The sequence below is a fragment of the Paenibacillus sp. DMB5 genome, from assembly GCF_001517085.1.
In the GTDB taxonomy this organism is placed as follows: domain Bacteria; phylum Bacillota; class Bacilli; order Paenibacillales; family Paenibacillaceae; genus Paenibacillus_AQ.
In genome coordinates, this window is record NZ_LRAC01000147.1 from 180,463 (window position 1) to 194,507 (window position 14,045).

Sequence of the window (14,045 nt, forward strand, 5' to 3'; positions counted from 1 at the left end):
TCCCTTGATAGCTTAGCCCTTGACGGCCCCTACGGTAATTCCTTTGATGAAGTAGCGCTGCACGAACGGATAAAATAAAATGACCGGCCCCGTGGCCACCACCGCCGTAGCCATCTTCATCGATTCGAGCGGTACATCGCGTAGCTGTACATTGGATGATGCAGCTGAGTTGCGGACAAAGTCCGCACTTGTAATTACGTTATACAAAAAGAGCTGCAGCGGCCGGTACTTCATATCCGCCGATAGGAACAGCATGGAATTATACCATTCGTTCCAGTAACCAAGGGCGATGAACAGCCCGATCGTAGCCAGTGCGGGCGTTGTCATCGGCAGAATCAGCCTGAGGAAAATCGTGAAATCGCCTGCACCATCGATTTTCGCTGATTCGGTAATCGCGTGTGGAATGGAACGGACAAAACTCTTCATCATTATGATCAGAAACGGGCTAAGCAGCCCGGGGAGCAGCACGGCCAGATAGTTGTCCTTCAAATGCAGGTACTGGGTAATCAGCAGGTAGAACGGAACGAGTCCGCCGGAGAATAGCGTGGTGAAGTAAATGAAGAAAGAGATTTTATTGCGGTACAGGAAGTCCGGCCGCTGCAGCGCATATCCCGTCATGGCGACCAGCAGTAGGCCTACCGTCGTTCCCACCAGCGTGATGACGATTGTCACCACATACGATCCGATAATCAGCTCGGGATTTTCAAACACGATTTTATAGGCGAAGGTGCTGAATTCTTTGGGCCAGAAGTTAAAGCCATAATGCTTGATGGCCGACTCGGAGGTAAAGGAGGTACCGAGCACCAGCAGGAACGGCAGCAGGCAGCAAAGTGCGAAGAAGCCGATAAACAGATATCCGATCCACCGGACGACCACTCCGCTTGTGTCCGTTGTTTTGCGTGCGCTTTCAAAAGTTTCATTCATGCAGAAGGCCTCCTAGAAAAGGGAATTGTCAGGCGACAGCTTCTTGACCAGCCAGTTGGCGGTCAGGACAACGAAGAAACCAAACAGGGACTGGTACAGGCTGACCGCACTGCCCATTGAAAAGTTGAAGTTTGTCATCAGCGAGCGGAAAACATAAGTTTCGATAATATCCGTGGATGCGTACAATGCCGTGTTGTTGGCTCCCACCAGGTTGAAGAACAAACCGAAGTTCCCCTTAAGAATGCCGCCGAGCGAGAACAGCAGCAGGATGATGAAGGTTGGTTTCAGCCAAGGGAGCACGATATGGCGGATACGCTGGAAGGCATTGGCCCCGTCAATTTCAGCCGCTTCCACGATCTCGCTGTCCAGCCCCATAATGGCGGCAAAATAAACGATCGAGCCGTAACCGGTACTCTGCCACAAAAAAGTGATGACGATAATAAACGGCCAGGCTCCCGGACTGGAATAGGCTTTTACAGGATCTAGTCCCAGGTAGGTCAACACCGAGTTCAGCAGGCCATAATCATAGCTAAGGATATTGTAGGCAATGAGACCGATCAGAACGGCGGACACGAAATACGGCAGAAACATCATGGTCTGGGATACTTTCTTGAACCATTTCGACCGCATTTCATTCAGCAGCACGGCGACCACAATTTGCAGGATGTTACCAAGGAGAATAAAGGCGATGTTGTAGACGATGGTGTTAAAGGTAAGGCGCCAAAGGTCGCCCGTTATAACGAGGAAGCGGAAGTTTTCCAGCCCGGCAAACGCACTCCCAAAGATACCGTCGGAGTAGTTGTACTTGATAAACGCAAGATATAGGCCAGGCATGGGCAGGTAGGAAAAGATGATGAAGAACACTATGGCGGGACAGCACATCAGCAGCAACGTCTTGTTGTTCATAAAACGCTTCCAACGGCCTTTTTTGGCTTTTGCCTGCTTTTTAGCCGTTAATCTGGTCTGCGATACAGTGGACATAAGACCCCTCCTTAGTTCAGTCAACAGCAGTATTCAGTTGTAACTTTATGAAACCCATTTCATAATAAGCAAAAAAATAAACCCAGGCATTTATCATACCATCCCTTTATTTATCACTATTTTCACAAGGTTGACTTGTTAAACGAGCAAATAACGGATCCGGTTTATGAAATGGGTTTCATTAAAAGATAGAATGTAAGGGCTTTCTTTTTACAGAATAAGCCCATGTCATTCCAAAGTCAACCATTAATTTCAGATAATAAAAGGTGAACTTAAGCACGTTCAATACAGCTCATTTTAGGTGCGGCGCCGCCGTTGTTTGGCGCACTACCAGCTCAGGAACCACAGAGTGCAGCCGCGGCACCTTTTTGCCGGTAATCAGCTTATGCAGCGTTTCCGCCGTGAGACGGCCGATCTCGTTCGCCTTTAGGGATACAGTGGTCAGCTCGGGTATGCTGTAGGACGCAAAAGGAATATCATCGTAGCCGATGATGGACAGCTCAGCGGGCACGGCAATGCCTGCCCGGTCGGCTGCCTTCAGCGCTCCGATGGCAACCAGGTCATTCATGCACACAATGGCTGTCGGACGGCTGGGTAAATTCAGCACCTTCTCGGCGAACTTGTAACCCATGTTGACGGAGAATCCGCCGTGAAGCATCCATTCTTTGCGTATCGTCAAGCCGTTATCCCTCATGGCCGTGCGGAAGCCCAGGAGACGCTGCTGGGTATTGGACATGTGCAGAAATCCCCCAATAACGGCAATATCCCGGTGCCCAAGGTCAATCAGATGCTGAACGGCAAGCTCAGCCCCTAGCTTCTGGTCAGCCGCCACCCGGTGGAGCTTGGTGCCCGGCAGATTTCCGTTGATCATCAGCACCGGAACACGCTTAGCCGCTTCCTCCACTTCCCGCACGAGCACAGCATCCGGCTTGGACAGATCCAGCCTGCCGCCAATCATCACAATACCATCAACCTGCTTCTCCATCAGAATCCCGAGATACTGCGATTCCCGCTCATACTGGCGGGCCGTCTCCTCATCCGAGGAGACAGTATCACAAAGAAAACAGGTGTAGCCCATTTTACGCGCTTCCCGGTCAAAGCCGGCCAGAATCTCGGGAAAGAACGGGTTGGTAATATCCGGTAGGATGAACCCGATCATTCCGGTTTCTTTGCGGATCAGGCTTCTCGCAAGCGCATTAGGCTGAAACTGATGCTTGTCGATCAAAGCCGTGATTCTATCCCTCGTTTCTTTCTTGACGGGAGCGGTGTTGTTGAGTACTCTGGACACGGTGGCAACCGAGACATTGGCTTCCTTGGCGATATCATATACTGTAACAGGCTTCATTCGGTTACCTCTCTCCTGCACAACGGCATAACTGCTTTATTCTTCATCTTAGCGTTAAGGCCGGCCTTTGTAAAACGGCAAATCACTGTCTGCTCCTGTACGGCGCTCCCCTTCTGTTTCCGGCGTTACCCGGTCAGGAAAGCAATCTCTGGCAAAGACAAGTAAACGCTTTCAAGTATTGGTGTGGAATAATGCAAATGCACCTCCCAGGGTATACCCGATAATAAACCCCATTCCATGAAATGGGTTTCATAAAATTTATTATAGCCTTTTTAACATCATTTGGCTATACAGGAAAATACAAAGAAGAGTACGCCGGTGTTCCGGATCAATTCAAGAACTATAAAAAAGGACCTGTTACTATCAGGCAGGGATCGCTTCATCATAGGTTTGTTTCCAATCAATTAATTATGGAATCTCAGTCCAACGAAGGCTGTTACAATTAATCTTTATTTGTAGGATAACGGAATTTATCTGCCTATAACCTCGAAACGCCGCAGTTAGAACAACCAGATCTAATCTGCGGCGAAGTTAAGATATCTATAATGTTACCGAAATTGAAAACGAAAGGTCTCAGACTTCACAGGTGAAATCAAATTGTCCACTCTCTAGTTTGTGCTCCTCACCATTTGGCATAACAAGTGTGCATTCAGTCGACACCGGTACTTGAACATGAATAGCAAATCTGTTTTCTTCAATACTCCACTCAGAAGATGCATATCCATAAGGCGTCTTAATGCTTCCTTTTGCTGAGGTAATTCCTCCTCCTAAAACTGGTGCAATCCGGAAGGTCTTATACCCTCCGCTGGTTGGCTCAAGGCCAACCATTCGTCTGTACAACCAATCTCCCACTGCACCATTAGCGTAGTGATTGAACGAGACCATCCCTCCACCGGATTCTTCATCTGATTTGTTTCCGCTTAGATCACCTATATTCACTGTTCCATCCGGGCGGAGTGCATCCCAGCGTTCCCAGATGGTAGTTCCTCCGGCTTTAACCTCATACAGCCAGGACGGACATCCCTCCTGAAGCAGCAGCTCGTATGCTTTATCAGGATATCCATTGTCTGATAGAGCAAATAATAGATAAGGGGTTCCTGTAAAGCCAGTGGTCAGCTTATTGCCTGCCTCACGAACAAGCCGGACAAGATTATCCGCCATAACAGCCGTCTCTTTACCTTCTGTCATATTGAAATGAAGTGGGAGGACGTAGGCGGTCTGAAATTCTTTTTTTAAATTACCTTTACCATCAGTAAAGACTTTGCGATAAGCTTCAATAATTCTGGATCTTAGTTTCCGGTAATAAACGGCATCCTCTTCATAGCCAAGCAAGTCAGCAATTTGGGCAGCCAAACCGCAAGAGTTGGCAAAATAAGCTGTACCGACCCACTTGCCCTTCTTGAGCCACTGTCTGGCTGTTTCATCAGGTGCGCACCAGTCTCCGAAATGAAACGGGAAACGCCAGACGTGACGGCTGTTAGGTGTAAACGAAAAAAGTTCAGACCACCACTTGGCCGCTTTCAAAAATTTCTTGATCGTTGGATATTGCCGCTCCAAAAGCCGCTTGTCGCCGCGGGCAAGGTATTCCGCCCAAGGTACAAGAATGCAGCTGTCTCCCCAAGCCGAAGTGGCCATCTTTGGCCAATGGTCGCCTGCGCGGGGAACAACCATAGGAAGGCCGCCTCCCGGTGCTTGCTCCGCCCGCATATCTGCCAGCCATTTGTCCAGAAAGCGGCTTAGATCAAAATTGTAGCAGGCAGTCCGAGCGAATACAGCAATATCACCGGTCCACCCCTGACGTTCATCACGCTGCGGGCAGTCTGTAGGAATATCAACAAAGTTAGATTTGCCGCCCCAACGAATATTGCTGTGTAATTGATTAATTAATTCATTAGAGCATTCGAATTCACTTATTTCTTCAAAATCGGAATGAAGCACCAGCGCTGACAATTCCAAATCTTCGGCATTGATACCTCTTACACCTACATAACGGAATCCCATATAGGTTAGACGTGGAGAGTACGTTTGTGGACCCTCTTTGCAAATATAGGTTGCTGTTGCTTTCGCGGTACGTAGCGATTTAACGAACAACTCCCCGTCAACAAGAACCTCAGCGTGGCGAAAGATTACTTCCTGATGATGCTTACCGAGCAGTTTTGCCGAAATGACTCCGGCGAAATTCTGACCGAAATCATAGATCATTTCACCGCTCGGTGAATGAGTACAGGAAATCGGCTTCAGTACTTCCTGAACACGGACCGCCTCTCCATACTGTGCCGACAAGTGAGGATTCTTGCGTGGAGCTGTCAAGGTTGCCTGTTTCCATACTATCCGTTCCAAATCTACAGTGGCATCATAAGTCTCTCCGTCATACCATTCGGCCATGCGGTAGTTACCCTCTTCTGAGACTTGCCAGGATTCATCTGTAAAAACTACATCATACGATCCGTCGGTATACTCAAGATACAATTCGCATAGAAACGCTTGCCGGTCGGCACTGATCTTGTTCTTCCGGACGTAATTGAAAGATCCGGCTGCCCAACCACCTGCAACGACAGCGATTAACATATTATCATTCCCGAGTGAACCGCTAACGTCATAAGTTTGATACTGTATTTGATGATCATAAGAGGTGAAGCCTGGAGCAAAGTAGTCTCTCCCCACCTTGCTGCCATTCAACATCAGTTCGTAGACACCTAGTGCCGTAGCATTAATCCATGCACGACGCACAGGCTTGCTTATTGTGAATGCACGCTTGAAGGTCATTGGAACAGGTGAAACCTTTTTTGGAAAATCATAACCTCCATCTGTAATCCATTTCCCCTGCCAAAGAACTCCCAACCGTCCCGTTTCAAAAGATGTCTCTGCATCAGCGGTTTGTCCGCTTGTACCTGTTGCAGTGACATGAACGCTATACGTAGTAAAGGGCTTCAGTTCTCCGCTGTATAAATTATTGATTTGATCCGTGGTTTCATATTTCCAGTCCCCTATGGTTATCACTGCGCTTAACAAGCGTTCACCTTTCACATCCGAATCGAGCGCAAATGAAATATTAGGACTTCTATCCGTGATACAGCCTTGTTCCATATTTTCTATTTTTAATTTGTTTATTTTAAGCATCGTTTTGTTCCTCCCTGCGGTCTTTCATTGCTTTCTGTTTAAGTCCCAGCCCCTTCTCCACATTTAAGAAGATCAGCAAGCCAATTAAGATAATACTGGTAATGGTTTCAAATCCCACAAAAGCAAAGGTGATCATGTCCTGAACAGATTCTGACTGGGTACTGACTAAATCACCTGCTTGATTATAAAAGGGGGCTGCATAACCCGCAAAAGATAACATGCCGTTGAAAATACCTGTACATAAGCCACCCATCGTTACGGCAATAGTGGTATAAACAGACATCGCAATTCCATCACACCGAAACCCGGTTTTCCATTCCATATGGTCTAGTGTGTCTGCGAATAGCGCCATAAAAATATAGGCGCTTGGCAGAAAGCCTAAATTCTTAATGAATTGCCCTGCCAGAACAATTGGCATGTTGGCCGGATAAACCCAGCAAACAGCACTACCTATGCCAACCAGAACAAAACCTATAAGAGTTACATTCCTTTTTCCAAATTTTTTGGCTAACGGCCATACAGCAAAAATTCCAATGCCAAGCGGAACTCCGCCTACAACGGAAATTAACGTCTGTGTAACACCATCACTATAGGTCCCTAGCACATAGTTGCAATAATAGACCAGACTCAGATTTTTCAGACAGACACCAAAGGTATAGATTAAGAAGTAACTCAGAATAATTAACATATACCGGTCCGAAACTATAGCCTTCAACTGCGTACGAAAGGGTAACTTGGACTCGTCACCATCAATATTTCCGCCTGTACTCTCAGCCGTCACGCGTTCCTTCGTAAAAAAATATTCAAGTAGAGTAAGTGGTAAGACTGCTATGGAAATAACGCACATCACGAGGATCCAGCGGCTTTTATCAACCCCGATAAGCGGCAGAATAGTCATTGGAAAAATTAAGGCCACAATTATTCCACTCATCATAATCGTTGAAACCTGACTGAATACAGACAATTTCCCGCGCTGTATGCTATCACGAGTAGAAAGAGGCACCATTAAATTATGGCCTACATTATAAGTCGTGAAAGCAATTGAATAATACAAATTGTAGGATAGAACAATCCAGATAACCTGTATTTTCGTATCTGCTTGTGGCACGAGGAACAGCAGTATACCAGAAACCAGCATTAGCGGTGCAGATAATAACAGCCAAGGCCGTGCTTTTCCCTGTCTTGTTCTTGTGCGGTCAATCATATATCCCATAACAAAATTCGCTATGGCGTCAAGGATCTTTGAAACGATCGGAAATACAACAAGGAACACTCCACCGCCAACGGAGGTCAAACCAAGTACATCCGTGTAATAAACATTCAGATAAGCCGCCAGAACAGCATTCAACAGCAACGCTCCGGAAGGACCAATCAGATAACCGAGCCAGCGTTCCTTCGCAGTAGTATCCGCTGAGGTTACCCGGGAATTCATAGCATTCGATTGTAAAACCGCTTTCATACGATTCATTTTTTTTACACTCCTTATTGTTCATCCGGAAGAGGAAGCGGCTTTTCCCTTTTTAAAAGGGTCTTCAGCCCTTTGATAAGGTTCCCGTTAGCCAGTTCTGCAAAACCGATCGCAGTTTGGTATGTGAATTTCCCTCCTGATGACATGCACATTGAGCGGATTGAATTGTAAGGCATCATTTTTACGACAAAATGAGAATTTTTCATTCGGGTATCGCGTTCCAGCGAATCCGGCATAGCCTGCGCTTTTTTATAATCCTTTTGTATGACATGCATAACTCCGGTATACAGGATGCGCCCCATCAAAGTTCTCTTAAACTCAGCCAGAGTGGATTCGATTGTTAATTTAGACTTTGATACTGCTACTGGGAGAGGATATCCGACCAGCTCCGCAAAAGCAGAAGGGATACTGAGCGGCGGCTTATCGTAAGCAGCCATAATATCAGCCGAATAGGGAATTACGGCTTCCTTCTCACCGGTTATTGTTATAGATGCGTTTAAACGAATATCGGCTGCCGAGGCAGCCACAGCTATTTCATACGTACCATTCTCCAAAACCCACCGCTGCTCTTTAACGTTCCAGTAAGATAAATCAGATTGGTTAAAGTTCAGCTCAACCGTTTTGGTCTCTCCTTCTGCCAAGAATACTTTAGAGAAGGCACGGAGCTCTTTATCTGCTTTAAACACCTTGCCACGATTATTTTTCACATAGAGCTGTATGACCTCGGAGCCGCTGCAGCCGCCGATATTTGTCACATCTGTCTTCACTGTAATCGTCTCACCGCTCTGGCTAAAGGATAAATTACTATATTGAAACGATGTGTATGACAGTCCGTATCCGAAAGGGAACCGTAGTGTGGTACCGGCCTTATCGTAGAAGCGGTATCCGACATAAATACTTTCATAGTAATTTGAATTAGCACTGCGGTTATAATCAGCGTAACAGCTTGTATTGCTGTTATGCATGGGCCAGCTTTCTGCAAGCTTCCCTGAAGGTGTAACTTCCCCATACAGTAAGGCCGCTGCAGCTTCTCCTCCATACATCCCCGGCAAATACATATTTAGCATTGATGAAAGCTTATCGAAGAAAGGCAGTTCTACAGGTGCACCGGCGAATAAGACTAGTATTACTTTTTTTCCTGTAGCAATAAGCGCGTTTAACAACTCTGTCTGGTTATCTCCCATCCTCATATGCTCCCGGTCGAAACCTTCACTCTCCTCGAAGTCGGAAAGTCCTCCGAAGAACAGAATGGTATCTGCTTGCTTCGCGGCATTAAGCGCTGCTTGCTCCAACTTAGTGTCCCTCTCCGTATAAAAGCAGCGAAATCCCTTTTCATATATGTAAGAAATTCCGCGTTCATCAAACGCGTTCATAGGGGTAATGACCTTGGGCGGATTGATCAGTGACGAACCAGCTCCCTGATAGCGCATTTTTTCGAACATCTCACCAACAACAAGCAGGTTTTCCTTTCCGCTTAACGGCAGAGTGCCGTCATTTTTAAGTAGCACTGCACTGTCTTTGGCGATCTCACAGGATAGCTGTGCATGAGATTCTGGATTGTAGCCCCCGCCTTTGGGCTTCTTGGGAGTGCATTGTTCAACAAGGCCCAGCATTCTTTCAACTGCTTGATCCAGCTTATGCATAGGTAATTTACCGGTTTTGGCTGCTTCAATGATTGTTTTTCGGTTATGCCACACGCCACCAGGCATGTCGAGGTCGCAGCCTGCCAGCACACCTTCTACTCGGTCGCAGGTAGCACCCCAGTCTGTCAATACAACTCCTTCATAGCCCCACTCCTCTCTCAATATAGAAGAGAGTAAGTTCTTGTTTTGAGAAGCAAATACTCCATTCAACTGATTATATGAACACATCACAGTATATGGCTTCGCCTCTTTGACGACGCTTTCAAATGCACGAAGATATATTTCTCTAAGTGCACGCTCATCAACGATACTGTTACCTACAAAACGGAAATTCTCATTTGAATTGGCTGCAAAATGCTTTACACTGCAGCCTACTCCCCTACTTTGAACCCCCTGTACAAATGCCGTGCCAAACTTACCTGAAACAAGCGGATCTTCGGAATAATACTCAAAGTTTCGCCCACATAGCGGACTGCGCTTGATATTAACTCCCGGTGCAAGCAACACATCCACTTCCTCGGCATTACATTCTTCAGCAATGGCTTCACCCATTCTCTTTGCAAACTCCGGGTTCCAAGAAGAGGCAACCGTAACTGAGGTCGGAAACGCAGTAGAGTGAGCATTGTCGGAGACAGCGAATCCACCGCCTGCACTCCTTACCTTTCGAAGCCCATGGGGACCATCAGTTAAAAAAAGTTTCGGTATACCTAATCGAGGTATTCCATTTGTATTCCAGGAATCAATACCTTCGAGGAGCGCCGCTTTTTCTTCAATTGTCAACAGATTAAGAAGCTTTTTCTTACTTTTCATTGTTTCCTCCTTGCAGTAATTATTGTCCCAGTCTACGACATTTTCATGAGAACGTATTGTACATCTATGAACTGGATTGCAAATTTCGAAGCATTTTCTTTAACAATAAAAAAGCAATCGAATACCCCCATCTATACCGGGTACTGATTGCTTTAATGTGCTTATTATTTGAGGTAGCTACGTACCATTTCTAAATGAATTTCTGTATTTTAAAGGAGTCTCTCCTGTATACTTTTTAAATTGATTTTGAAAATAGCTCTGTGAGGAGAAGCAAAGATAATTACTGATCTCACTCAAAGGTTTATCAGAAAAAGCCAGCAGCTTTTTAGCTTCCTCCATTTTTATCTTATGGACATAACTGCTTAAACTAATACCCATATCCTCGTTAAACCTCCTGGATATATAGGAAGCACTAACACCCAAGTCAGAAGCAATCTTACTAACTAATATAATGGAGTTTATATTTTTTTTAATACTTTGAATACATTCGATAGTAATGAGCGAAGCATTTTTAGGAATTTCGTTCATCGCCACTCTCTCGGCAAAATCAAAAACCATCTGTTGCCGCAAGAATGAAAGCGTGTCAAGCCGGGACAAGCTTTCTGACTGTTGAATATAAGTATCGCTGAGATGATATGCCGTTTCAATATCCAGGCCACCTTCTATAGCCGCCCGGGTAACCAAAGTTATGCTGGCAATAAAAATATTTTTCTCCTGACGCAGCGCATCCTTTGCAACAAGGCCGCCTTTGCCACGTACAGAATTTTCAAATAAAGCCTTCAGCCTTTCCACATCTCCAGTACGTACAAATTCAATGATTTGTTGCTCGAGAGTATAGGTATTATGGAAGGTAAGTTCCGTCTCTGTTTCATACAAGTTTTTTGACATCTTACTCTTAATGTCTGCTTCAAAGCTGTTGAAATGGTTACCGGTCATCAGCAGCTTCTCAACAGTTACTCTCTTCCTTGTAAGTGCAAAGTTAAAAAAGCATAGCGAATTCAAAAAGCCTTCAAAAGAGATTAATGGTATTTTAGTTATAAATTCAGAGAATGCTGTGCTGTATTGATAAGAAATTGTAGAATGAATCATAATCTTGGAAAGATGATTTTTTGTTAAAGGCGTGTAGTAGCCCGGCCCCAATATAAACTCTCCCGCTGAACCATCATTAGTAATCTTCCCGTAAAATAGAAAGTCTTCTGAAACATAGTAACTCACAGCATGCTCATCTTGGGCCAAAATAGTAAGTGCTTTGCTCACGGGATCTAAAGATGACGGAACATCGGGCAGCATCCGTACAAGTTGCTGGTCTATATAATATCTTATTGGTAAGCCAGTGATATTATAGAAAGAATCCATTAGAAAATGAATATCTTTTATAAGCATGGTGTTCACCCCTGTATCACTAGTATGCGTTCTTAGTTAATTACGTTATGCTTGCTTACAAAGAAAAAGCTTGCCCTCTAGGAACAAGCTTTTTAACCAAGGACACTCTATTCTCCTGCAATATCTAACTCAGATACTATTTTTTTATATTCTCGTCCATCCTCCTTGCCTTGAATAGGGTTCCACACTTGAGCAAAGAACGGTTCACGCTTAGCACGTTCTTTGTAATTCCAGCTTTCACGTTCACATTGAGGGCAGAAATGTCCTCCCTCAAGAACAAGTTTGGGACTGGCGCTAAAGGTATGTCCGAATGCACATTTGAAATTAAGTTGTTCCGCCCAATCGCCCGTCGCCATCTCTGTAGATAGGCATTCACCACCGCGGAATTTTGCAGCCCCTTTCATATCTTCAATATTTAATTGTGAAGCAGGCTTATTCTCATCATAGCCATGATCGAGCTTTATAACTTTGTTCCAATCGGTGAATTTCTTCATCTCGGATAGTTTACCCGGAATCGACTCCCAATTTTTCTTACTGCCCCAATAAGCTTCGATTTTCTCAATATCATTATCCTCGATAAAACGCAGTGTCCCGCGTTCTTTCACTGCTTGTTTTTTCATTGTCCGCTTAATCATAGCCCCCATAAATTTCTGCCCACCGGGCAGCTTCGTAATGACTTTAGCTACGGGAACAAGTGCACCGAGATTATCGAGGTAGCTCTGATAAAAGTACTCCATCGAGTCCCTGCGGAAGTGGAAATAGTTCTCCAGCTTGTCAGAATCCAGATAATATTGCCCGTGAAAATTCCTGGTAGCATACCATTTGGGGTCGATCACATGATCTAAATTGGTGATGCCAAGCTTGCCGTAAAGCACTTGGTACATCTCAAGCGTGCTGACCCGGCAGCTTTCTCCCCCGCCAATATTGTATATATGCTGCCAGAACCCTTTATCAAGTTCTCCGTCAATATCCTGGATGCACAGATTTCGCATTAATCGTCCTGAATCGCGGTCAGATACGTACTCAAGTACATTTTCCAGACAATTATGGAACATAATCGGGTCTTGAATCTTACTCATCGCCGGTCCCATAATACCCGTCTGTCTGAGACTCACCCAATAGCTTAGTCCAGATTCAATGACCATACGCTCGGCAGCAATTTTTGAAACGGCATAGTAATCATATACACTTGGCTTAAGAGGATCTCCCACACGTCCCCAATGGATTGGCGGCATACGGTCACCTGTTTCTGCAATTGTACCGATATTTACAAAACGCGTTGTACCTGCACGGCCACTTTTCTTAATGGAGTCAACGATGTTTTTTGCTGAACCATAGTTAATCTGCATGGCCCGTTCGGGAAGCTCATCAGCCGCAGGAGAAACAAAAGCAGCTATATGAAGTATAATGTCGGCATCCCTCACACATTCGTAAACCAGGTTGCGATCCAATAGATTACCATAGACTACTTTAACACCACTAAGCCCCTCATATGGCTTGAGCTTCTCACGGCTGTTAGGATTGTCTAAATCAAAGAGTAACAGCTCACATTTCGCCAAATCGTTGATTAATAACTTCAACGTCTCCCCACCCATATTGCCCGCTGCACCAGTAATCATGACCCGTTTTTTCTTCATTTTTTTCACCTGCATCATAAGTATATTGACAAATCATTAGTCTACCTTCAGAATACAGACACAGTGTCTATTTAACAACCATCAGTTGATTGGTTCTCTGATGTAACATAGACATTCGATATGAAAGTGTCTATTTCAATAGAAATTTATTTTTTCAGAGGTGATATGACATTGAATCAACGTGAACGATTAACCAAACTCTTGCTGAAACAGAGCTTGATAAGCTTGCTCAAAGAGAAAAACATAAGCCAGATCAGTGTAAAGGAATTATGCAATTCAGCTGGAATTAACCGCTCTACTTTCTATTTACATTATGCTAATGCATATGAACTGCTTGAATATGTTGAGCAGGAGATTATTAATAATACGAGTGCCTATCTGGATAAAATTGAAGCGGGAGACAACGGTACTACTTATATCCTGGCTTTTCTGGATTACATTAAAAAGGATGAGGAGCTATTCTCTGTAATGCTCCTCACCTCTAATGAAAACGTGTTATTTCCCAAACGCCTTCTGAGTGAAATACTCAAGAATATTGATAGCCAGCTTCAACTCAACGTACCCGACAGGTTGAAACGGTATACTTATTCTTACCTGGTCAATGGAAGCCTGGCGATCATCCAAGAATGGATACAAGAAGGATTTGTAATCTCCAGTTTTGAACTGGCAGGGCTCATCTTCTCCTTAGCTGACCATTCATTATTGGCGTTTGACCCCATAGAAGAGAAGTAAGT

At 44.9% G+C, this 14,045-nt stretch carries 9 protein-coding genes; 1 reads left to right on the forward strand and 8 read right to left on the reverse strand.

Translation table 11 applies throughout. The features are described 5' to 3' along the window. Positions 1-12 precede the first annotated feature (12 nt). From AWJ19_RS26085 to AWJ19_RS26120, 8 genes are all read right to left on the reverse strand, one after another. On the reverse strand, positions 13-924 hold the full coding sequence (locus AWJ19_RS26085; protein ID WP_068728146.1) for a carbohydrate ABC transporter permease: 912 nt from the start codon (positions 922-924) through the stop codon (positions 13-15). 12 nt (positions 925-936) lie between these two features. Next, positions 937-1,830, reverse strand: a complete 894-nt coding sequence (locus tag AWJ19_RS26090; RefSeq protein WP_241781901.1) for an ABC transporter permease subunit — start codon at positions 1,828-1,830, stop codon at positions 937-939. Positions 1,831-2,197: 367 nt separating this feature from the next. Next, positions 2,198-3,250: a LacI family DNA-binding transcriptional regulator gene (locus AWJ19_RS26095; RefSeq protein WP_068728148.1), complete on the reverse strand. Its 1,053-nt coding sequence runs from the start codon at positions 3,248-3,250 to the stop codon at positions 2,198-2,200. A 573-nt stretch (positions 3,251-3,823) separates the two neighbouring features. Next, on the reverse strand, positions 3,824-6,370 hold the full coding sequence (locus AWJ19_RS26100) for an alpha-L-rhamnosidase (protein ID WP_068728149.1): 2,547 nt from the start codon (positions 6,368-6,370) through the stop codon (positions 3,824-3,826). Then, entirely contained in the window at positions 6,363-7,838 is a 1,476-nt protein-coding gene (locus AWJ19_RS26105; RefSeq protein WP_068728150.1) for an MFS transporter, read from the reverse strand. Before AWJ19_RS26105 ends, AWJ19_RS26100 begins: the two co-directional genes overlap by 8 nt. Positions 7,839-7,852: 14 nt before the next feature. Continuing rightward, a complete protein-coding gene (locus tag AWJ19_RS26110) occupies positions 7,853-10,291 on the reverse strand; it encodes a glycoside hydrolase family 3 C-terminal domain-containing protein (RefSeq protein WP_068728151.1) in 2,439 nt (812 codons plus the stop codon). Positions 10,292-10,468: 177 nt separating this feature from the next. Continuing rightward, on the reverse strand, positions 10,469-11,674 hold the full coding sequence (locus AWJ19_RS26115; protein WP_068728152.1) for a helix-turn-helix domain-containing protein: 1,206 nt from the start codon (positions 11,672-11,674) through the stop codon (positions 10,469-10,471). Positions 11,675-11,781: 107 nt separating this feature from the next. Then, a complete protein-coding gene (locus AWJ19_RS26120; protein WP_068728153.1) occupies positions 11,782-13,311 on the reverse strand; it encodes an NAD(P)-dependent oxidoreductase in 1,530 nt (509 codons plus the stop codon). Positions 13,312-13,482: 171 nt separating this feature from the next. Here AWJ19_RS26120 and AWJ19_RS26125 point away from each other — a divergent pair, with 171 nt between their 5' ends. Beyond that, entirely contained in the window at positions 13,483-14,043 is a 561-nt protein-coding gene (locus tag AWJ19_RS26125) for a TetR/AcrR family transcriptional regulator (RefSeq protein WP_198536642.1), read from the forward strand. The last annotated feature ends 2 nt before the right edge of the window (positions 14,044-14,045 follow it).

Coding starts and splice junctions, on each gene's coding strand:
- AWJ19_RS26110 (WP_068728151.1), bottom strand. CDS start 10,291: ATGAAAAGTAAGAAAAAGCTTCTTAATCTGTTGACAATTGAAGAAAAA.
- AWJ19_RS26120 (WP_068728153.1), bottom strand. CDS start 13,311: ATGAAGAAAAAACGGGTCATGATTACTGGTGCAGCGGGCAATATGGGT.
- AWJ19_RS26085 (WP_068728146.1), bottom strand. CDS start 924: ATGAATGAAACTTTTGAAAGCGCACGCAAAACAACGGACACAAGCGGA.
- AWJ19_RS26090 (WP_241781901.1), bottom strand. CDS start 1,830: ATGAACAACAAGACGTTGCTGCTGATGTGCTGTCCCGCCATAGTGTTC.
- AWJ19_RS26105 (WP_068728150.1), bottom strand. CDS start 7,838: ATGAATCGTATGAAAGCGGTTTTACAATCGAATGCTATGAATTCCCGG.
- AWJ19_RS26115 (WP_068728152.1), bottom strand. CDS start 11,674: ATGCTTATAAAAGATATTCATTTTCTAATGGATTCTTTCTATAATATC.
- AWJ19_RS26095 (WP_068728148.1), bottom strand. CDS start 3,250: ATGAAGCCTGTTACAGTATATGATATCGCCAAGGAAGCCAATGTCTCG.
- AWJ19_RS26100 (WP_068728149.1), bottom strand. CDS start 6,370: ATGCTTAAAATAAACAAATTAAAAATAGAAAATATGGAACAAGGCTGT.